This window comes from Methanobacteriaceae archaeon, assembly GCA_029219465.1.
In the GTDB taxonomy this organism is placed as follows: Archaea; Methanobacteriota; Methanobacteria; order Methanobacteriales; family Methanobacteriaceae; genus Methanocatella.
This window is the reverse complement of record JAQXTL010000014.1, coordinates 58400-79011: the sequence shown is the minus strand read 5'-3', so window position 1 is coordinate 79011 and position 20612 is coordinate 58400. Positions and strand designations below refer to the sequence as shown.

The following is a 20612-nucleotide window of genomic DNA, read 5'->3' as shown; positions in this document are numbered from 1 at the left end:
ATTAATATTTAAAACTTACCATTTTTGATTTTCAAAGGTGATTTGATGGAAAAAATATTAGATGTTGAAAATGTTTCAATTTCATTTATTCAATATACTCACGGATTAAAACAGCAAAATTTGAATATTATAACTGATTTAACACTAGATTTAAACAAAGGTGAATTATTAGCAATATTAGGTTCAAGCGGTTCTGGAAAAAGCCTTCTTGCACATGCAATATTAGGAATCCTTCCAGAAAATGCAAATTTAAACGGAAAAATCAAATACAAAGGAAAAGAATTAACCCAACAGGATAAAGAAGACATAAGAGGAAAAGATATTGTACTTGTTCCACAATCAGTAAACTTCCTTGATCCATTAATGAAAATATCCGACCAGACAATTGGACATACAAAAAACGATGAAGAAAAAGCAAAAAAGAAAATAAAACAAAGAGAAATCTTTGAACAATACAATCTAGGCCCTGAAGTTGATGATATGTATCCTCATCAGTTATCCGGAGGAATGGCCAGAAGAGTTCTTGTATCAACTGCACTTTTATCAGACCCTCAAATCGTAGTAGCAGACGAACCAACTCCAGGACTTGACCAAAAGACAGTAAAAGAAACATTAAATCATTTTAAACAAATGAAAGAAGATGGAATTGGAATTTTATTAATTACACATGATATTTATGCTGCGCTTGATGTTGCAGACAGAATAGCCATATTATATGCAGGATATGTAATAGAAATTGCACAAACAAAAGATTTTACTGGCTCTGGTGAAAATCTCCTCCATCCATATACAAAATCACTTTATAAAGCACTTCCTGAAAACGGATTTAATTTAGTAAAAGGACATCAGCCACATCATAGTGAAACTCAAAAAGGCTGTCCATATTACGAAAGATGTGAGATGAGATGTGAAAAATGTAAAAACCAAACACCAAAACTATTTGATTTAGGAAATAAAAAAGTGAGATGCTTTAGATATGAGGATGGTGAGTAAAATGAAACTTAAAATAGAAAATCTTTCATTTAAATATCCAAATGCTAAAAAATATTTGCTTAAGGATGTCAATCTTGAGTTAGATAATAAAAAAATAGTAGGTCTTATTGGGGACAGTGGAAGTGGAAAGTCAACATTATGTAAAATTTTATCCGGATATATTGACAATTATGAAGGCAATGTGACTTTTAATGAAAATCCACTACCTAAAAAGGGATTTAAACCTATTCAGCTTATTTATCAGCACCCTGAAAAAGTAATGAATCCAAAATGGAAAATGAAACAGGTTCTTGAAGAGTCATGGAACGTTCCAGATGAACTTTTAGATGAATTCTGTATTCAAAAACAGTGGCTTAAAAGATATCCTCAGGAATTATCAGGAGGAGAACTTCAAAGGTTTTCCGTTTTAAGATCTCTTAATCCAAATACTCAGTTTTTAATAGCTGATGAAATGACAACAATGCTTGATGCAATTACACAGGTGCAAATCCTTGATTCAGTTTTAAAAATAGTTAAAAAAAGAAAAATGGGCTTTTTAGTTGTAAGCCATGACACATCATTAATAGAAACAATTTGTGATGAAAAAATATACTTAAAAGATATTAATAAAGGAGAATAATTCCTTTATTCAAAGTTATCTTTTAAATAGCTAACAAAAATAGATGCTGCAGTTAAATCAGCAGTAGTTCCAGGGTTGTATTTGTTTTTAAATAAGAATTCATCGAATTGTGCAACTTTTTCATCAAAGTCATCTTCACCTTCAATGTTAAGTAAATCTCTGGTCATCATTGATACTTTTATAGCATCGTCTGAGCCGTATTTTCTTGAAATTAAAGTATCTGGAACCTGTGATAAAATCTTTAAGAATGTTAAAACACAAGCATCATTTTTTGATTTTTCTTTTGATAATTTCTGATAAGTAGGATATCCTATTTCAAAAACAGCAGGCATATCAGATGTCATTTCACGAGCCAACATATCCCATGGTGCTGAAATTTTTAAAACATCGTACATGGTTTGTTTATTCTCTCTAAGCTCGTTTTTAGCACTGTCACTTGAAACATCATATTCGTCCTGATCACCCATTCCACCAGCATCAGCAATGTTAATTGCATCATACAAATCACATGCATCATCAACAGATGTGTTTGCCATTAATACTTTAACATTTTCACGAATTTCATCAAAAGAATCACTGATAGCTGCTGCAACTGCAATTGGAGTTATCATCATTACAATTCCAAGATTAGTATTGTTTTTAATCCATTTGTCAGTTTCGCTGACTGCTTTTAGAATGTATTTTCCAAGTTGAGGGTTTTCAACATCAACATCACTGCATGCTTCACGAATAGCATCCCCAATTACAATTCCGCTTATGATGAAATCTTCAAAAACCATATCATCATAATCACGGGTTCTGTGAACATTTCCAGGTTTTGGATATCCACTTACTTCAAGTGCTGATGCAATTTGAGCTATTTTTGCAATTTCCAAAGCATCCATTTATATCACATCATTTAAGAGTAAGTAAGGTACGAAATTAGTAATTATCAAGTCTGCTCCAGCTCTTTTAATTGAAAGCAAGGATTCGAGAATTGCTTTTTCTGTGAGATATCCTTTTTCAATAGCTGCCATAATCATTGAGTATTCTCCACTTACATTGTATGCTACAAGAGGTAACATAAACTCGTCGCGAACCATACGAACCACGTCAAGGTATGGGAGAGCAGGTTTTACCATTAAAAAGTCGCATCCTTCTATTACATCAAGTTCACATTCACGAATAGCTTCAACAGCATTAGCAGGATCCATTTGGTAGGATTTTCTGTCTCCTTTGTGTGGAGATGAACATGCTGCTACTCTAAATGGTTCATAAAATGCAGAAGCATATTTTGCTGAGTATGACATTATCATTACATTGTAAAATCCGTTTTCATCTAAGATTTCACGAATAGCATTAATTCTACCATCCATCATGTCTGAAGGAGCAACAATATCTGCACCTGCTTCAGCGTGAGATAGTGCTACTTTTGCAAGGTATGGAAGGGATTCATCATTTAAAATTTCAATTCCATCATCAGTATCTTCATTTTCCTGTATTAATCCACAGTGACCATGGGAAGTGTATTGACATAAGCATACATCACTGATAACAACAAGGTTTGTTTCTTTTTTGAGTTTTCTGATTGCTTTTTGAACAATTCCTGTTGCTGAATAATCAGGAGAAGCTATTTCATCTTTGGTTTCTTCTTTTGGGATTCCAAATACGATGATTGATTTTAATCCTTTTGATTCCAATTCTTTTGCAAATTCAACACCACTGTCAAGGGAGTATCTGAATTCACCAGGAAGTGATGAGATTTCTTCTTTTTCATCACCTTCAAGTTCTTCTTTAAAGTAAATAGGATAAATTAAATCTTCTTTTAAGAGTTTAGTTTCACGAACAATATCTCTGATTTTAGCGTTTTTTCTAAGCCTTCTCATTCTTGTGGTTGGAAATTCCATAATATCATCTTATTTAAAAATTAATTTTTAATCATAATAAAATTTGAATTATATTCTTAATTAAATTTATGGAAAATAAAGGCATTTATCAATTATTTTTTAAAAAATAATGCTTTCTAATCATAAAAACAAAAAATCAAATGATATGTATTTAAATATTATAAAATCATATATAATATACGATGTGAAGATATTTTCATATCTCATTTGTAAAATCCAATCATTTTATAATCTCCAAAATGTTAGATTGGAAGTATTGCACACTGCTTCCAATACCTACCATATTTTAAAACTATTTTTTAAAACATTAAAAAGAGTATTTTTTAAATTAAAGATTAAATATAGAAAAAAGAGCGTTTTTTAATAAAATAAATAATAAATAGGAAGAAAAACTCCCTATTTTCCAACTAACTGTGAACTTAAAATTTCATCCCATGCTTCGGAATTAATATTTTCTAATTTCACATCAGTTCTTGTTAATATTCTAATATCCTGCGGACATGCTCTTACACAAGCACCGCACAAGTTACAGAATGTTAAATCAGTAAAGGATTTTCCATCAACAATTGAAACAGCATTACATGCGCAGACATCTAAACATGCATGACAAGATCCGCCTTTACAAAGTTTATCGTCAGTTTCAACTAATTCCAAATTACCATCAAATGGTTTTCTAATGTCAATTACATCATTAGGACAGACTTCACTACACCATGAACAGTATACACAGGAGTCTTCAAAAATCATTACATTTCCAGTAATTTCAGGAACTTTAATTTCTTCTTTCAACATACAGGTTGAACAGACTTGTTTAATTGCATTTTCAGGACAAACCCTTTTACAGATTCCACAAAATACACATTTGGATAAGTCCACTTCAATGCTGTTATTTAGTTTATCAACTGTTGATGTTGGTATGTTTTTAACTGTAATAGCTTCTACAGGACATAATTCTGCACAAAAACCACAGTAAATACATTTGTCCTTGTAAATTTCAATTTCTCCTCTAACCAAGTCAACAGGATTAGGAAGATTTCTCTCAAAGATTATTGAGTCAGTAGGACATGCCTCATAACATTTTTTACAGTAAACACAATCTTCATCGCCAACGATTGCGTCTTTTTTCCATATTGGATAATAATCAATATCTTTTATGTTTACATCATCAACATACAAAGACAATGCATCGAAAGGACATGCTGTAGCACATAATCCACAAAATACACATGAAGATTCATTAACAGACACCAAGTCCATTTCAATTAATCCACGAGCTATTGGAACTAATGGTCCTAATCTTAATGAGGAGCTAGGACACACATCACTACAGATTCCACAACCAACACAATTCTTATCTTCGTATTTTAAAACACGTTTCTCTTCACCATCTCTTTTTATAGAAAACATAAAAATCAATCACAATTTAGATATAGCTTGGTTTGGGCAATTTTGAATACAAAGGTCACAGTCATCGCATTTGTCAGGAATAACACTTACGTCACCGTCTTTTTCAATAATAGCACCTTGTTCACAAAGTTTAATACATAATCCTTGTACTGGACAATCTTGAATATGTCCACATAAATTCTCATCGATTTTTACTGCCATACAACCACCTCATATTTTACATAAAACACGTTATGTAATTAATTATATATCGAATTGTATTAATAAACATATCGATAATATTCTCGGGCAAAATAGCTATTGAATTGTTAAATACCAATGTGAATTTAATTGTATATTATAAATTAATCAACTTAGATTAATTTAATATACTTTAAAAAAGTAATATTATGAATAATTATTAAAAAAAGAGGCTAAAAATGTCAAATTCAATCGGAGAGAAATTTAGAATAACAACTTTCGGATCAAGTCACGGAACTGGAGTAGGTGCAATCGTTGACGGATGCCCTGCAAACCTTGAATTAACCGCACAAGATATTCAAAAAGAACTTGACAAAAGAAAACCTGGAACAAGCAGTGTAACAACACCTAGAAAAGAAAGCGATGAAGTTCAAATCCTTTCAGGAATATTTGAAGGAAAAACTGACGGAACACCAATTACAGGAGTTATTTTTAATAAAAATCAACACTCAAAAGACTATTCCATGTTTAAAAACACTCCACGCCCATCCCACGGAGATTACGGCTGGATGATGAAGTACGGAAACTACGACTACAACGGTGGAGGAAGAGGTAGTGGAAGAGTCACTATCGGACATGTTATTGGAGGTGCAATAGCTAAAAAACTCCTAAAACAGTTTGGTATTGAAATAATCTCCCACGTTACTCAAATTGGAAATGTTAAAGCAAAACCACAAGAATTAGACATCATTAAAGAAAATATTGAAAAAAATCCTGTAAGATGTGGAGATTTAGAAGCTGCACGTGAAATGGAAGAGTTAATTGTTGCTAAAAAACAAAAAGGCGATTCTGTTGGTGGAATTGTAGAAACAATAGCTATTGGAGTTCCTAAAGGATTAGGAGAACCTGTCTTTGAGAGACTTGACGGTGATTTAGCTCGTATTTTAATGAACATTGGAGCTGTTAAAGGTGTTGAAATCGGACTTGGATTTGACGTTGCAAACCACACTGGCTCTCAGATAAATGATGAATATCAAATCATTGATGATGAAGTAACAACAAAAACTAACAATTCTGGTGGAATTATCGGTGGAATGAGTAATGGAATGCCAATTGTTTCAAGAATTGCAGTTAAACCTACACCATCAATTTCCAAATGTCAGGATTCTGTTAATTTGGAAAAAATGGAAAATGAAAAAATAGAAATTAAAGGACGTCATGACCCTTGTATCTGTCCGAGAGTGACAGTTGTTGCTGAATCAAGTACTGCAATTGTTCTTGCAGATCATATGATTCGCTCAGGATTCATACATCCTACCAATTTAGATAAATAAAACTTTTTTTTAGTTTCTTTTTATTATTGAAAGCTCGTCAAACTCCTTGTTTTTAAAGGAAGTTTGATATGAGTTTCTTCTACCACTGTTGAATAATTTGTGGCTTGTACTGTGCATTGAGGATTCAACATCCTTAAGCGAAATCAATCTGAATTTTCTTGGATTATTGTAGTTTATGTTAAATGACAATCCGTCAAATGCAGAGATTGTTTTAATACCTGTTTTTTTAGAAATGTTTTTAGCTTCAACAACAGGGTTGTTGGATATCATTTTAAGACCTAAATGAGTCATTACAGCTACTTTTGGCTGTACTTCTTCAATTAAATCAATGAAATTACGTGAACACATATGTCCAGGTATTGATTTTTCACCAGGTCTTAATACACTGGCAATAAGAATATCTGCACCTTTATGCTCTTTTGCCAAACCGTCAAAATAACCAGTATCTGAAGTGTAAGACAATTTAAACCCATTATAGTCTATCTGAAATCCTGCTCCTTTAGGATCACCATGCTGGATTGCAGTACCTTTTACTTTAATTGAGTCAACTTCATGAACCTTACTTGGTTCTAAAACTACTGACTTGGATTTTGATTGGTGGTACTTGGAAATGCATGGACCCCAGTCTTCATAGCCGTTTAATACACTGCCACTTCCAAATATTGTACCATTGTGCTTTGTCATACCTCTTGTCATAGCTTCTATCAGTATCTCAGCATCATTATAATGGTCAGTATGGGCATGAGATACAAAAACACCACTTAAATTACGTGGATCAAATCCAAACTGGTATGTTCTAACAAGTGCTCCTGGACCTGGGTCAACATGATAATTTTTACCTCCAAGATTATCAATCCTGAACCCTCCAGTCATCCTTCTTTGAGAGATGGCGGAAAAACGTCCACCACCACTTCCTAAAAATGTAATTTTCATTTAAATCCCCTTTTTATAAAGAACATAAAATAATATCACATTTTAAAGATGACTTGTCCTTTTTAAGGCACAAATTACCATTTTCAATAACTACTTCATCTCCAATAGCTGCACTTAAACCTTCACTAAACATTAAGACATTCTGACCAGGTGCTGCAAGTTGTTTTTTCCAGTTGGTGTCCATAGCTTGTGTTTTTTCATTTAACTGGACAAAAATCATGTTTCCATCAACATTAACAACACGTCCGATACTGCCTTTTTCTATAATTTTACTTGCCATTTCAATTTCAATAGATTGCTGTACAAGTTGTTCTGTGAGTTCTTGTCTGAATTTAGTTAATACTTTAATATCATGATCGATAGTTAAGTCCAAGTGTTTTTGGGCTTCAGATTCATTGAAATTAGGCTGTTGCATTAAAACATCAAAGTTTTTACCAACAGTTGGGGTTTTAGAAGACACTTCTTTTAAAATATCTTCAAATACATCTCCAATGTATCTTAAGCTTTTGAAACTCTTTACTTTTTTAGAAACTAAATTTTGAGCCATTTTCTTTGCAAAATTGTTACCGAAAATTACAATTCCGCTTTTTCCAGCATTACGTGATTTTGTCTGTGAACCTAACAGTTCGATGATTTGATAACCGTTTGTAGTTCCGTAAATCCTTCTTCTTTTTGTTTCCATTGTTCCTTTGGTACTTACTTCACCACGAATACAGTTTCCAACGGTTTTTAATTTACTTGCATCATCAGTAATCTTAACTGAGATACCTAATTCAGATGCTCTATTTAAAAAATCATCATCACTGTTGATTGATCCACTATATAATTCTTCTTCCAATAAGTCTAAATTCTCTTTATCACCAAAATATCCTATTCTTCTTTTATCAGCAGCCATTACACATCCTTTTTTACCTATATATGCAATAATTAAGCTCATAATATCTCCTAATTTTGATATTTATTAAAAATATTCAAATATTTCAAAATATCAATTGTTTATTAATCATATATATTTATAGAAATCTTATGTTATAAAGTTTAATAAAATTAATTTTAATGTGATTAAAAGATTAGATTTATTGAAAAATAAAAAAAAGAAAAAAAGAGTAAAATTACTCTTCTTATTTAATAGTAACTCTAATTGATTTTGAAACTGCTTTGTAGGTTTTATCACCAGCAAATTTAATAACTGCTGTGTATTTACCTTTTTTAGTTAATTTAATGTTAAACTTAGCATTTCCATATTTATCAATTTGAGCAGTGTATGTTTTACCATTTACTTTTAAAGTTACTTTTTTACCTGCACTTAAGTAGGTTTTTCCATTGTATGGATTTTTTGTAGTGAATAATTTTACACTTACTGTTTTTGTTTTTTTGTATGATTTAAAAGCAACATTGCTTGCTTTTATTCCCATAGCTTTTTTATTTACTGTTAATTTGGTAGTAAATGAATCTGCTGCATTACAGGTTTCATCCCCTTCAAAGGATAATACGTATGTGTATACACCTGCAGATGCGAAGTTAACCTGCATACCAAATTTACCATCTTTATCAGTGGTGAATTTGTATGTTTATCCAAGAATTGAAATGTAAACAGTCTTGTTAGCTAATACGTTTCCATTTGCATCTTTTAAAGTTGCATAGAATTTAGCTCCCCTCTCACCAGCATTGTAGTCACATGCAACACGTGTGAAACTGGATGAGAATTGGATATAAGTATCTATTTTAGATGCATTGTAAGCTCCGTTTTTAATTACTAAATCATTGGAAGCATAGTTTAAAGAAATAACATTTACACCAACATTTTGTAAAGTATATTGAGCTTTGTATACACAACCATCAAATGAAATATCATCTACAACAGTTTCATTAACAGTAAATCTGAAATTAGGATCATAAATTGCATTTCCATTATCATCAACTAAAGTAGCATTAAGCTCAACAGTATCAAATACAGATGCATCATAAGTTTTATTGTCTAAAACAACAATACTGACTGGTGAAGCAATACTAGATTCAACCACATAAATTGGAATTCCAACTACCATCATTGTATTGTTACCTAATGACAAACTACCATGGTCTATATAGATTACAGTACTGTTACTATCATCAACAATAAAGTCTGAATTTGAAATTTCAATAGTACCAGAATATCCTGAAATGATTCCACCATTATCAATTAAATCTTAAAGTGCGGAGTAATTTTTTGGAGTTTCTGCAAGAACAGCAGGACTTGATTCATCTAAAGCAATGTCTGAATCCACATCAGCTGCACTAACGCATGAAATCGCCAAAATCATTACGAAAAACATTAGAATTGAATATGATTTTTTCATAATTTTATTACCTCCATGTAATTTTTCCATATTACAATATTTATTATGAATTTAAATACTTTATAAATCATTTTATAATAATCTCAAAAAAATGAACGGACAATTTAACAAATTAGTAACATATTTATAAAATTAATACCATGAATACAAAAAAAATCAATAAAAATTCTATACATTTAAATAAGGAAACAGATATAAATCATAAGCAGTATAAATTTTAATTAATTTATCATTATAAATTATTATAAATTAATACTTTATAACGAATTTGATAAATTCAATAAGGAGAGAAACTTATGATAGATCTCAATAAAATGTTTAAACCTGAATCTGTGGCAGTTATTGGTGCATCCAATACTCCTGGAAAAGTTGGATACATCATTGTTGACAATTTGATCAATGATGGATTTGAAGGCGAAATCTACCCTGTAAACCCAAGAGGTGGAGAGATTTTAGGTAAAACAGCATATGAAAATATAAAAGATGTTCCTGGAAAAGTAGACCTTGCAATTATCACAATTCCATCCCCATTCGTAAACACAGCTGTTAAAGAATGTGGTGAATGTGGTATTGAAAACATGGTAGTTATTACTGCTGGTTTCAAAGAAGTAGGTGAAGAAGGTGCTAAATTAGAAGAAGAATTAGTATCCCTCGGTAAAGAATATGGAATAAATATTATTGGACCTAACAGTTTAGGAATTACAGATTCCCACACTCCATTAAACGGATCATTTTCACAAATGATGCCACCTAAAGGAAATATGGCATTCATCTCTCAAAGTGGAGCTATGATGGTAGCTATCATCGACTGGAGTATTGCTTCTGGAATTGGATTTAGTAAAGTTATCAGTTTAGGTAACAAAGCAGGAGTAAGTGAAATTGAACTCTTACAATACTTAGCAGAAGATGACGAAACCAATGTTATTATTTGTTACTTAGAATCCATCTCCGATGATGAAGACTTTGTAAGAACCATGAGAGAAACCGCTCACAAAAAACCAATTATTGTACTTAAATCAGGTTCAAGTTCTGCGGGAGCAGAAGCTGCATCCTCCCACACTGGAGCACTTGCAGGAAGTGACCTCGCATTTGATACTGCATTCCGTCAATCCGGAATCCTTCGTGTTGAAACCATGGCTGAATTGTTCGACTTAGGTTTAGCATTTTCAAAAGCACCTCTCCCAAGAGGAGACAACGTTGCTATCATTACCAACGCTGGTGGTGGAGGAGTACTTACCGTAGACGCAATGGAAAAAGCAGGATTAAAACTTGTTCAATTTGATGAAGAAACTACTGCTAAATTAAAAGAATGCGTAACTGAAGAAGGAAGTGCAAAAAACCCTATTGACGTATTAGGAGACGCTCCTGTAAGCAGATACAAAGAATCATTAGAAATTGTATTAAGTCAAGATGAAGTTGACAGTATTATCGTAATGGTTTGTCCTACCGCATCTGCAGACCCAGATGGAATTGCAAACGCAATCTTAGAAGAAAGCAAAGAATTCGACAAACCTATTGTTGTAGTAAACATGGGTGGTCCATCCTTTGAAAACGCAAACAATCTCTTAAGAGAAAACGGAGTACCAACTTATGTATTCCCTGAAACTGCAGTAACTGCTCTTAAAGCAATGACTCAATATGCTAAACTCGAAGATAAAGTATATGATGATGTTGTTGAAAACGTAAGTGACGTTGACAAAGACGCTGTAAAAGCAATCTTTGACAAAGTTAAAGCTGACGGCAGAGACACTTTACTCGGTAGTGAAGCATACGCAGTAGCTGAAGCATACGGAATTTCCGCAGCACCTATTAAATTATCTACCAGTGCTGATGAAGCAGCAGATCTTGCAGAAGAAATGGAATTCCCAGTTGTACTTAAAATTGCATCCGATAAAATTTTACACAAATCCGATATCGGTGGTGTAAAAGTAGGAATCAACAGCCCAGAAGAAGCTAAAGAAACCTACGAAGAAATTATCGCAAATGCAAAAGCAGCACACCCAGACATTATCCCTGATGGTGTAGAAGTACAAAAAATGATGGATTCCGGTGAAGAAGTAATCGTTGGTATGATTCGTGACCAACAATTCGGACCTATGATTGCATTTGGTATGGGTGGAATCTACGTTAACCTTATTGAAGACGTTTCATTCAACCTTGCAAAAGGTATGACCTCACAAGAAATTGATGAACAAATCAACAGCACCAAAGTATCCAAATTACTTGAAGGATACAGAGGAGAAGCTGCTTGTGATGTCGAAGAAGTTAAAGAAGCTATTAAAAGAGTAGCTAGATTAACTTTAGACTTCCCAGAAATATCCGAGTTAGACATCAACCCAATCTTCGTTTACGAAGAAGGTTCCAGTGCACTCGATATTAAAATCAAATTATAATTTCTCTTTTGAGAAATTTTTCTCTTTTTTTCTTTTTTTAAACTTTAATTCATAATCAGGTGATATTATGGATGGTGAAATTAACTTAGAATTATATACTCTTTGTATGATTCAAATCAACACTATTTTTCAAAAAATTGCAGATAACAACCCTACAGATGAAATAATAGCTGACATTAATAACTGTCGCAATGATTTAAAGCAATTACACGAAGAAATAGTTGATGATTTATCCAAAGAAGAAATTAACATTAACGAATATGATCCGTTTTTTGAAAATGGAATGGTAATGTTTCCGGAATATACCAAAAACATCGACCAGGCAATACAAACAAGTAATGATGAAAACCTTAAAAATTCATTAAATGATTTGTGTGATGTTTTTGTTGGACTTATAAAAACAGGAAATGAATACTTTGAAAAAAGAGGTGCATTTAAATGAATGACTTATCCGAAATTGGAATTGAAAAAAACATTCATTATGAATGCATCACCACCACAATTGATAAAAACGGTAAAAAAAATGCCGGAGCATTTGGATTTCAGTATTTAGGTGGAGATAAAGTATACTGCAGCATCTTTGAAGGGTCAAAAACATTAAAAAACATACTTGATACTAATGAATATGTAGTTAACATTACACAAAATCCATTAGTTTTCACATACTCTACACTAGATTGTTTAGACGATGAATATTATACTGACGATGATGACATAGCTATCATTAAAAACACCCCAGCTTTCATTATTGTGGATGTTGATGAGATAGAGATTAAGACTCCTGAAAATTTCCCAATTCAGGGTGACAATAACATCTATTCAATTGTTGGAAAAATAAGAAAAGTAGCCATAAACGACAAAAAGGCATCTCCATTTAACAGAGGCATGCCTGCACTTATTGAATCTCTTGTTAATTTTTCAAGATACAAAATGGTCGGCGAAGATGAAAGAAAAGTTTATATGGACAGATTAATTGAAAATCAAAGAGTCATTAACAAGGTTTCAGACGAAAAAACAAAAAAAGCTATTGAAAAGCTAAAAATAGAATACGAAAAAAATTAAAAAAAAGCATAGTTTAATTAACTATGCTTGCCAGTATAATTTGTCTTGAGGAATTGTACTGTTTAAAAGACCAATACTTACTTCAAGTTGTTGGAAAGCATCAACATCTGATTTAAAGCCATCATCAATACCATAGATAAATGGGAAACTGATTAAAGAATCTGCTTCAAGATTAGCATCAGAAACAATATCTTCAGGTAAGAGTTTTACGATTTTATCAACATCGCCAGATTCAATATTTTTATTGATGAATTTAGTTGCATTTTCATGAACTTTAACAATAATTTTTAATTCAGCTTCATGATCTTTAATGAAATTGTCTGAAGCAGCAACAACACAGCAAGGGTGTTTTGGCAATATTTCAGTTGAGTTAGCTAAAATTTCGGAATTGCTTTGGTTTGCAGCAATGGATACATAAGGCTGATAGGTAACAATACCATCAATTTGACCTGTTTTTAAAGCATCATTCATTGAAGGAACTTTCATTGCAGATACATTTAAATCATCAACAGTTAAACCAGTCTGATTTAAGTAGTAAACAAGTAAAGCATGTTGAATAGATGCTTCACCAGGAGTTGCAATAGATTTTCCTTTTAAATCTGCAGGAGTTTTAATTCCAGAGTCTTTAGTTACAACAATACCTGAACCTTCAGTTTGAGCAGAAGAAACTATTTTAACAGGAACTCCTTTTGCTACTGAAGATAATACTGGAGTAATACCAAGATAACCTACATCGACTTCTCCACTTGCCATAGCAGTCATTAAGTCACCACCATTGTTGAATTGTACAAGTTCAACAGTGATGTTGTTGTCTTTAAACATACCTTTGGCATCAGCAACAAAAAGTGCTGCATCGTGGTCGGAAGGTAAGTAACCTATTTTTACAGAGTCACCCTCCCCTCCTAAGAAATCAAAGAATCCTGCACTGACAGCACCAACCATCAAACATGCTGCAAGTGCTAAAACTAAAACGAATGTAATTTTTTTATTCATTAATTTCACCATAATTAATTTTATCACAATTGTTATAATTTTATATAACTATATATTAAATTAAAACAACCAGTATATAAATATTTCCCCAATATAATAATTATTTATTTCCATTTTTATTTTGAATTTTATTCAACTGATTCATAAACCGCTCATCATAGTTTTTTGCAATGTCTTCGTATTTATTTAGAATACCTATTGTAGATTCGGGAATTACAGTTCTTTTATCTTCACTAAACTTTGCATAAATATGCATCATTTCCTTTGAATCAGAAATTAAAACCTTTGCAAATGGAATATCTGCTTTGTAAACTTCAATTCCATTTTCCTCAAAAAATCCAACAATATCAAAGGGTTCATCATTGATATAACATGTCGGTGATGCAAGAATATTTATCTTAAAGTTTCTTCTTTTTCTAAATGCCCTGACAAGTGCTTCACCCTCACCTTCAAGTAAAAAACCAATTCTCATGTTTATAGATGTGCGTGCTCTTTCAATGATTTCGATTTCTCGGCTGATAATTCTCTCAACACCATAAATTCTCCAGATTGGTGCTTGAACCTGAGACATTCCATTTTCATAAACATATGTGAGACTTGAAATTGTATCATCAATCTGTTCATTTAATCTTGTTTTTTCACCGCTTAAAACTTCAACAGGTGATCTTACATTATAAGTCAATGGTCTTCCGTCTTCAACATCAACATATTCCTTTTGGACAAGACCCTTCAAAACCTCATATATTTTACTGCGAGGAATGCCTGATTTTTCAGATATTTCTGTTGCAGTTGATGAGATTAATGAAGTGAGTGTTACATATGCTTGAGCCTCATACATAGTTAGGCCTAACTTCTTAAGTACAGCTACATTCATACATACAAGTTTGTTAAAAACTGTATTTAATGCTTACTATTACTACTTAAAAAGTAACAATATACTTATATATAATCCAATTCTATTATATAAATAACGAACAAAAAAAGAGGTAATTATTATGGCAAATGATTTAGATATGTTTTGTTACCAATGTTCCCAGACTGCTAAAGGCACAGGATGTACTGTAAGTGGAGTTTGCGGTAAAAATGCAACCGTTGCAAGATTACAGGACAATCTTATCTTCACCTTAAAAGGAATTAGTGCATACAACTACAATGCAAATGTTTTAGGTAAAAAAGACCCTGAAATAGACGCATTTTTAACCAAAGGTTTGTACACCACACTTACCAATGTTAACTTCGATGCACAGGATTTAGTTGGCTTAGCTCTTGAAGCTGGAAAAGTAAGTGTTGATGTAATGAGATTACTCAAAGATGCGCACATTGAAGCTTACGGCGAACCACAACCGGTTGAAGTAAAAGTAGGTGCACAAGAAGGACCAGCAATTATTGTAACCGGTCACGACTTAAAAGCTCTTGAAGAGTTATTAAAACAGGTAGAAGGAACTGACATTAAAGTCTACACCCACTCTGAAATGTTACCAGCACACGGATATCCTGGACTTAACAAGTATGAAAACTTGGCAGGTCAGTTAGGTGGTGCATGGCACGATCAAAGAGCTATCTTTAAAAAATACAATGCAGCTATTGTTGGAACCAGTAACTGTGTATTACCAGCTCATGAAGACTACAAACAAAGAATGTTCACTATGGACGTAGCTAAACTTGAAGATGTAAAAACCATTGAAAACTACGACTTTAGTGAAGTAATCGAATGTGCTAAATCTCTTGGATCACTTGAAGCAGAAGAATTAACCACTGTTACTACCGGTTGGAGTGCAGGAGCAGTTATTGAACATGCAGATGCAATCAAAAAACTTGTACTTGAAGGTAAAATCAGCAGATTCTTCGTTGTTGGAGGATGTGACAAAGCATCCAAACAAAACAACTACTACAGAGAATTTGTACAAAACTTACCAGAAGATACCGTTATCTTAACCTTAGCATGTGGAAAATTCAAATTCAACGACCTTGACTTAGGAGACATTGAAGGAATTCCAAGATTATTAGATTTAGGTCAATGTAACGATACCATTGTTGCAGTAGACATTGCATTAGCTTTATGTGAATTATTCGACATGGAATTAAACGAATTACCATTAACAATCGTTTTAAGTTGGATGGAACAAAAAGCAGCTGCAGTACTTTGGGCATTACTCTATCTTGGAAAAACCGACATGTGGATTGGACCAGTTCTTCCTGCATGGTGTAACGAAGACATCTTAAACGTATTAGTTGAAAACTACAACTTAACTCCTACATCAGGAAATGCACTTGTAGATATTAAAAAAATTATGGGAGAATAAATCATGAGCGAGGATATAAAATCCAAAGCATTAAAAACACAATCCTTAATTGACTATCAAAAAGATAGTGTAGTAAGTAAAGAAATTATTAAAAAAGAGTTAGGAACTGTTACAGTTTTTGCTTTTGACAAAGGTCAAGGCTTATCTGAACATTCTGCTCCTTTTGATGCAATGGTTCAAATTATTGACGGGGAAGCTGAAATTACAATTTCCGGTGTAAAACATACTGTCAAAGCAGGTGAAATGATTATCATGCCTGCAGATGAACCACACGCACTTCAGGCAGTAAACTGCCCATACAAAATGATTTTAACAATGATAAAATCAAATTAAACACATAAGGTATTGGATTTTTATCCAATACTCTTATTAGCTATTTTTTCCACCAGATTAAAATCCAGTCTGCCTTATCCTTGACATTATAATATTTTTTAGACTCCTCATCATAGGTTAGGGCTTTTTGTAAATACTTTCTTAAAAGGTCTTTTTGACCATCATCATACAATTCAATTCTGAATTTACCATTATCCATTGCTTCATCTATACTGTTGTATTTTTTATAGTTGTTTAAGTCAAATCTCTCAACATTAGCATAGATTCCAAGGTTAAACAATATATTAAAGAAGTAATCATAGTCCGGGAAATCTTCTGTTTTAATTCCGATTTCCTTTTCAAAGTCCTTTTCAAGTTTTTTGTTTTCAGGCCCAAAAATAGTGATAAAAACATATTTATTTGCAATTTTATCAAGCTCTAATAATGTTTTATCAATAGGAACAATACCGTTAAGTGATCTTGAGCATACAACTACATCAACATCTCCGATTTCATCATAAGTAATATCTTCAATCGGTTTTAAGATGGTTTCAATATTATCCACATCATTGTCTTTAGCTCTTTTTTCAAGATATTCCAGCATTTTAGGAGAAGAATCTACTCCAATTACTTTTTTAACCTGTTTAGCTATTGGAATTGTAATTGATCCTTCACCACATCCAACATCCAAAACAACATCATTTTCATCAAGAATTAATTTATCAAATAATGCAGTTTGATAATCCTCTTTTCTTGTTCTTTTATAAAATCCAGGTGCTGCTTCATCCCAGTTTTTATCAATTTTGTTTTCTAAGCGCTCAGCCCAGAAATTAACCCAATCAACTTCATTTGGATTAGTAATACATTGTTTCATACTTACACCTTTGTTTTTTTATTTAAAATATTTTGATAATCTTCATAGTTTTCACGCATAAGCTTAGGAATATCCAATTCATACGGACATTTATCAACACACTCATAACATTCGCTGCACTGATTTATTTTTTCCATCATTTCCTGATAGTCTTTTGTTAAATAAGGCTCTGAAGGAAAACGTCTAACCCAAAGAGACATTCTAGCACATAAACTGATGTTTATTTCTTCAGGACAAGGCATACAGTATGCACAGCCTCTACAAAAGTTAACTCCAAGTTCTTTTCTGTCATTTTCAATGTCTTTTTCTAAATCACTTGTTAAAACAGTGTTTTCATCATATGATAAGAATTCGTCAAGTTCTTCTATTTTTTGAATTCCCCATATTGGCAAAACATTTTCAAATTGATTAATGTAGGCAAAACTGGCTTTTGAGTTTTTAATTAATCCCCCACCCATTGCTTTCATTGCAATAAAACCAACATCAAGTTGTCTGCATTTTTCAACAAGTTCCAATTCTTCATTTCCACTTAAATAGGAAAATGGATATTGTAATGTTTCATAAAGTCCGCTGTCCAAAGCTTCATGAGCATGAGATATTTTGTGTGTAGTAATTCCAATATGTTTAATTTTACCCTGATTTTTTGCTTCAATCATTGCTTTGTATAATTCATCATCTTCTTTTGGGCAAAATGAGAGATTATGAAACTGATATAAATCAACATAATCTGTTTTTAGATTTTTAAGTGAAGTTTCCAAATCCTTCCAGAATCCTTCAACATCTTCTGCTGCGGTTTTTGTAGCGATATAAATGTTTTCACGAACATCTTCAAAAGCCAATCCCATTTTTTCTTCACTATCAGTGTAAAAGCGTGCAGTATCATAAAAGTCTATTCCGTTGTCATATGCATTTTTAAGTATTTCAACAGAATCCTTTTCGTTTCTTCTTTGAATAGGAAGAGCACCAAATCCATTCTTATTTACTTCAAGATTAGTTTTTCCAAGCCTCATTAAAATCACAAAATAAATTTCTAAATATTATTTATAGTGTTTAATGTTATTAGTATTATTCTTGAAATAAGAATTTATTTATAAAAAACGAGAATTGCAATTAAATTAATGAATTATTAGCTTTAAAAATAGTTTCTTGCATGAGCTAATACAAACTAAATATATCAATAATTTGCACAAATAATAGCCAAATACACCTCAAAATACCAAATATCTTGTTTTAATTAGATTATAAAATCCAAAAGACAAACTAATTAGCATATAATGTATTTCACCAATTATAGTTACAAAAATACTTACAGACCAGTTACATTAATACTGGCAAACGGTTTTTTACCGCATATCCATATCAGCAGTTATACCAGCAGATGGAATATTTCGATCCAATGTATTAACTGTGAGTTTATCAGGTATCGTAGAACTAAACTTGTAGTCCCAAAGGAACTTGGCAACACTTTTATGTTTAACAACATCAAAATATATGTTGATTTCCTTAAATTTAGATAAATCTAAAATATGTCGCGTCCCACCAACATCACTGACAATTGATCTCGTCACCTCACCAGTTAGATCTGCTTTTTTATCAAAAATTACAGTATCACTAGCTATAGCAATATAGTCTGGTTTAACCACACCCATAAAACTAGAGGATGAAACTTCATTTTGAATAATTGAAGTGAATTTATCCAGAATAGTACTGATTAGAGTGTAATTTTCATAGGCCAAATATACTACCAAATTATCATTTGAAGAAATGCCTGTAAAATCACCAATAGGGATAGGGCAAATAGTATCAAATACACTAAGTTTAACAATGTCAAATTTGGCAACACCACTATGCAATAATACATTAATAATATTACTACAAATACCACCATTACTTGAAGTAATATTATTAATATTAACATCACTAGAATCTGAAGATTGAACATAATTAGCATTACTATTAGCATTACCATCATTAGTATTATCCACATCAGTAACATTAGGCAATACGTCATCAGCAGATTGACTAATATTATTAGTACCAATAGCTGAATTATTAAGTTTAGATATATTATTCAAATATGAGCAGTTATTACCACAAATACATTTAATTATAATATATAGTTTATCTGCACTAAATGAATTTGAAACATTATTACCATCAACTGCATTAACATCACAAATACATAATTTAGTATTTGATACACCAATAACATTAGTAGGCAATAAAGATATATTACATTTATCAATCTTAATACACATAATACTATAACCAATATCAATAGCATCAACAGATAGCAAATATGAATTATGTTTACCAACACCAACAACATCATTACCATAGTTAGCATTAGTATGTATTGAACACATATTGTTGTCATCATCAACAATAGTTACATCACTACAATCAACAACAATAACATTATCATTAACTACAGTCATGTTACTACAATCAACAATAACAACAGTATCATCAACAACATCACTTGTATCATCAGATACATCATAAGTTAAAACATTGTTTGATACATCATTATTAAAAATAGAACTACTTACATCTTGAGGCTCAGTGTAACTAGAATTACAAATAACAGTATAATTATTATATACACTATCAACAGTACATATTACTTGTTCATCATTAGCATCATCAATAATAGAATCAGTAAAACTAACATTATTAGAATTAATTTCAGAGATATCAACTTGATCATTATCATAAATTACATTATTATCATTGATTTCATGTTGTAAGATGTCAACATCCTCAATTTCAACTAAATCAATAGAAGAATCAGTAATTAATTCATTAATATCTGATGTAGATGTTAAATTATCATTAATGTCCCCATCTGCAGCGCAAACAGAAGATAATGATAGTATCATCATTAAAACAGCTAATAATACATAATTTACATATTTAACCATATCTACACCAAGTTTATTTTTGATAGTATGAATAATTATGTAATTAATATATAATAAAGA

At 31.8% G+C, this 20612-nt stretch carries 22 protein-coding genes; 8 read left to right on the top strand and 14 right to left on the bottom strand.

The annotated features are described in order from the left end of the window. Positions 1–45: 45 nt before the first annotated feature. Positions 46–993 (top strand): ABC transporter ATP-binding protein, encoded by a 948-nt coding sequence (locus PUD86_07235; protein ID MDD6777071.1) that lies wholly within the window; start codon positions 46–48, stop codon positions 991–993. Position 994: 1 nt separating this feature from the next. Beyond that, the gene (locus tag PUD86_07230) at positions 995–1612 is read left to right on the top strand and encodes an ATP-binding cassette domain-containing protein (protein ID MDD6777070.1); all 618 of its coding nucleotides are present in this window, start codon (positions 995–997) and stop codon (positions 1610–1612) included. A gap of 5 nt (positions 1613–1617) precedes the next feature. Here the strand turns inward: PUD86_07230 and PUD86_07225 are convergent, their stop codons facing one another. The 4 genes from PUD86_07225 to PUD86_07210 all read right to left on the bottom strand — a co-directional run bounded on the left by PUD86_07225 (position 1618) and on the right by PUD86_07210 (position 5106). Beyond that, positions 1618–2496, bottom strand: coding sequence for a triphosphoribosyl-dephospho-CoA synthase (locus PUD86_07225; protein MDD6777069.1), 879 nt, complete (start codon positions 2494–2496; stop codon positions 1618–1620). Next, positions 2497–3498, bottom strand: coding sequence for a porphobilinogen synthase (gene hemB / locus PUD86_07220; GenBank protein ID MDD6777068.1), 1002 nt, complete (start codon positions 3496–3498; stop codon positions 2497–2499). Positions 3499–3894: 396 nt separating this feature from the next. Continuing rightward, positions 3895–4905: a 4Fe-4S binding protein gene (locus PUD86_07215; GenBank protein ID MDD6777067.1), complete on the bottom strand. Its 1011-nt coding sequence runs from the start codon at positions 4903–4905 to the stop codon at positions 3895–3897. 9 nt (positions 4906–4914) lie between these two features. Continuing rightward, the gene (locus PUD86_07210) at positions 4915–5106 is read right to left on the bottom strand and encodes a 4Fe-4S binding protein (GenBank protein MDD6777066.1); all 192 of its coding nucleotides are present in this window, start codon (positions 5104–5106) and stop codon (positions 4915–4917) included. A gap of 218 nt (positions 5107–5324) precedes the next feature. On the opposite strand from PUD86_07210, the gene aroC reads away from it, so the two are divergent. Beyond that, positions 5325–6419, top strand: a complete 1095-nt coding sequence (aroC, locus tag PUD86_07205; protein MDD6777065.1) for a chorismate synthase — start codon at positions 5325–5327, stop codon at positions 6417–6419. Positions 6420–6428: 9 nt separating this feature from the next. Here the strand turns inward: aroC and PUD86_07200 are convergent, their stop codons facing one another. From PUD86_07200 to PUD86_07180, 5 genes are all read right to left on the bottom strand, one after another. Then, a complete protein-coding gene (locus tag PUD86_07200) occupies positions 6429–7352 on the bottom strand; it encodes an MBL fold metallo-hydrolase (GenBank protein MDD6777064.1) in 924 nt (307 codons plus the stop codon). Between the two features lie 13 nt (positions 7353–7365). Further along, complete coding sequence (locus tag PUD86_07195; GenBank protein ID MDD6777063.1) at positions 7366–8289, bottom strand: DUF2121 domain-containing protein; 924 nt, start codon at positions 8287–8289, stop codon at positions 7366–7368. A gap of 184 nt (positions 8290–8473) precedes the next feature. Beyond that, positions 8474–8884 carry a hypothetical protein gene (locus PUD86_07190; protein MDD6777062.1) on the bottom strand — a complete coding sequence of 137 codons (411 nt, stop codon included), beginning with the start codon at positions 8882–8884 and terminating at the stop codon, positions 8474–8476. 39 nt (positions 8885–8923) lie between these two features. Continuing rightward, positions 8924–9424 carry a hypothetical protein gene (locus PUD86_07185; GenBank protein ID MDD6777061.1) on the bottom strand — a complete coding sequence of 167 codons (501 nt, stop codon included), beginning with the start codon at positions 9422–9424 and terminating at the stop codon, positions 8924–8926. A gap of 117 nt (positions 9425–9541) precedes the next feature. Further along, the gene (locus tag PUD86_07180; protein MDD6777060.1) at positions 9542–9691 is read right to left on the bottom strand and encodes a hypothetical protein; all 150 of its coding nucleotides are present in this window, start codon (positions 9689–9691) and stop codon (positions 9542–9544) included. A gap of 296 nt (positions 9692–9987) precedes the next feature. Here PUD86_07180 and PUD86_07175 point away from each other — a divergent pair, with 296 nt between their 5' ends. From PUD86_07175 to PUD86_07165, 3 genes are all read left to right on the top strand, one after another. Continuing rightward, a complete protein-coding gene (locus PUD86_07175) occupies positions 9988–12084 on the top strand; it encodes an acetate--CoA ligase family protein (GenBank protein MDD6777059.1) in 2097 nt (698 codons plus the stop codon). A 67-nt stretch (positions 12085–12151) separates the two neighbouring features. Beyond that, the gene (locus PUD86_07170) at positions 12152–12526 is read left to right on the top strand and encodes a hypothetical protein (protein ID MDD6777058.1); all 375 of its coding nucleotides are present in this window, start codon (positions 12152–12154) and stop codon (positions 12524–12526) included. Continuing rightward, positions 12523–13146 carry a DUF447 family protein gene (locus tag PUD86_07165; GenBank protein MDD6777057.1) on the top strand — a complete coding sequence of 208 codons (624 nt, stop codon included), beginning with the start codon at positions 12523–12525 and terminating at the stop codon, positions 13144–13146. Before PUD86_07170 ends, PUD86_07165 begins: the two co-directional genes overlap by 4 nt. A 21-nt stretch (positions 13147–13167) precedes the next feature. Here PUD86_07165 and PUD86_07160 read toward each other — a convergent pair whose 3' ends face one another. Continuing rightward, entirely contained in the window at positions 13168–14139 is a 972-nt protein-coding gene (locus tag PUD86_07160) for an ABC transporter substrate-binding protein (GenBank protein MDD6777056.1), read from the bottom strand. Between the two features lie 100 nt (positions 14140–14239). Continuing rightward, positions 14240–15013: a helix-turn-helix domain-containing protein gene (locus PUD86_07155; protein MDD6777055.1), complete on the bottom strand. Its 774-nt coding sequence runs from the start codon at positions 15011–15013 to the stop codon at positions 14240–14242. Positions 15014–15134: 121 nt separating this feature from the next. On the opposite strand from PUD86_07155, the gene hcp reads away from it, so the two are divergent. Both hcp and PUD86_07145 read left to right on the top strand, forming a co-directional pair. Then, positions 15135–16442 (top strand): hydroxylamine reductase, encoded by a 1308-nt coding sequence (hcp, locus tag PUD86_07150; GenBank protein ID MDD6777054.1) that lies wholly within the window; start codon positions 15135–15137, stop codon positions 16440–16442. 3 nt (positions 16443–16445) lie between these two features. Continuing rightward, positions 16446–16775 (top strand): cupin domain-containing protein, encoded by a 330-nt coding sequence (locus tag PUD86_07145; GenBank protein ID MDD6777053.1) that lies wholly within the window; start codon positions 16446–16448, stop codon positions 16773–16775. 40 nt (positions 16776–16815) lie between these two features. Here PUD86_07145 and PUD86_07140 read toward each other — a convergent pair whose 3' ends face one another. The 3 genes from PUD86_07140 to PUD86_07130 all read right to left on the bottom strand — a co-directional run bounded on the left by PUD86_07140 (position 16816) and on the right by PUD86_07130 (position 20552). Further along, on the bottom strand, positions 16816–17628 hold the full coding sequence (locus tag PUD86_07140) for a class I SAM-dependent methyltransferase (GenBank protein MDD6777052.1): 813 nt from the start codon (positions 17626–17628) through the stop codon (positions 16816–16818). 2 nt (positions 17629–17630) lie between these two features. Beyond that, positions 17631–18638 carry an aldo/keto reductase gene (locus PUD86_07135; GenBank protein ID MDD6777051.1) on the bottom strand — a complete coding sequence of 336 codons (1008 nt, stop codon included), beginning with the start codon at positions 18636–18638 and terminating at the stop codon, positions 17631–17633. Between the two features lie 333 nt (positions 18639–18971). After that, positions 18972–20552 carry a hypothetical protein gene (locus PUD86_07130; protein ID MDD6777050.1) on the bottom strand — a complete coding sequence of 527 codons (1581 nt, stop codon included), beginning with the start codon at positions 20550–20552 and terminating at the stop codon, positions 18972–18974. Positions 20553–20612 lie beyond the last annotated feature (60 nt).

Bases quoted from the DNA above. Each gene is read 5' to 3' on its own strand.
- PUD86_07235 (MDD6777071.1), top strand. From the start codon at position 46: ATGGAAAAAATATTAGATGTTGAAAATGTTTCAATTTCATTTATTCAA.
- PUD86_07230 (MDD6777070.1), top strand. From the start codon at position 995: ATGAAACTTAAAATAGAAAATCTTTCATTTAAATATCCAAATGCTAAA.
- PUD86_07225 (MDD6777069.1), bottom strand. From the start codon at position 2,496: ATGGATGCTTTGGAAATTGCAAAAATAGCTCAAATTGCATCAGCACTT.
- hemB (MDD6777068.1), bottom strand. From the start codon at position 3,498: ATGGAATTTCCAACCACAAGAATGAGAAGGCTTAGAAAAAACGCTAAA.
- PUD86_07215 (MDD6777067.1), bottom strand. From the start codon at position 4,905: ATGTTTTCTATAAAAAGAGATGGTGAAGAGAAACGTGTTTTAAAATAC.
- PUD86_07210 (MDD6777066.1), bottom strand. From the start codon at position 5,106: ATGGCAGTAAAAATCGATGAGAATTTATGTGGACATATTCAAGATTGT.
- aroC (MDD6777065.1), top strand. From the start codon at position 5,325: ATGTCAAATTCAATCGGAGAGAAATTTAGAATAACAACTTTCGGATCA.
- PUD86_07200 (MDD6777064.1), bottom strand. From the start codon at position 7,352: ATGAAAATTACATTTTTAGGAAGTGGTGGTGGACGTTTTTCCGCCATC.
- PUD86_07195 (MDD6777063.1), bottom strand. From the start codon at position 8,289: ATGAGCTTAATTATTGCATATATAGGTAAAAAAGGATGTGTAATGGCT.
- PUD86_07190 (MDD6777062.1), bottom strand. From the start codon at position 8,884: ATGCAGGTTAACTTCGCATCTGCAGGTGTATACACATACGTATTATCC.
- PUD86_07180 (MDD6777060.1), bottom strand. From the start codon at position 9,691: ATGAAAAAATCATATTCAATTCTAATGTTTTTCGTAATGATTTTGGCG.
- PUD86_07175 (MDD6777059.1), top strand. From the start codon at position 9,988: ATGATAGATCTCAATAAAATGTTTAAACCTGAATCTGTGGCAGTTATT.
- PUD86_07170 (MDD6777058.1), top strand. From the start codon at position 12,152: ATGGATGGTGAAATTAACTTAGAATTATATACTCTTTGTATGATTCAA.
- PUD86_07165 (MDD6777057.1), top strand. From the start codon at position 12,523: ATGAATGACTTATCCGAAATTGGAATTGAAAAAAACATTCATTATGAA.
- PUD86_07160 (MDD6777056.1), bottom strand. From the start codon at position 14,139: ATGAATAAAAAAATTACATTCGTTTTAGTTTTAGCACTTGCAGCATGT.
- PUD86_07155 (MDD6777055.1), bottom strand. From the start codon at position 15,013: ATGAATGTAGCTGTACTTAAGAAGTTAGGCCTAACTATGTATGAGGCT.
- hcp (MDD6777054.1), top strand. From the start codon at position 15,135: ATGGCAAATGATTTAGATATGTTTTGTTACCAATGTTCCCAGACTGCT.
- PUD86_07145 (MDD6777053.1), top strand. From the start codon at position 16,446: ATGAGCGAGGATATAAAATCCAAAGCATTAAAAACACAATCCTTAATT.
- PUD86_07140 (MDD6777052.1), bottom strand. From the start codon at position 17,628: ATGAAACAATGTATTACTAATCCAAATGAAGTTGATTGGGTTAATTTC.
- PUD86_07135 (MDD6777051.1), bottom strand. From the start codon at position 18,638: ATGAGGCTTGGAAAAACTAATCTTGAAGTAAATAAGAATGGATTTGGT.
- PUD86_07130 (MDD6777050.1), bottom strand. From the start codon at position 20,552: ATGGTTAAATATGTAAATTATGTATTATTAGCTGTTTTAATGATGATA.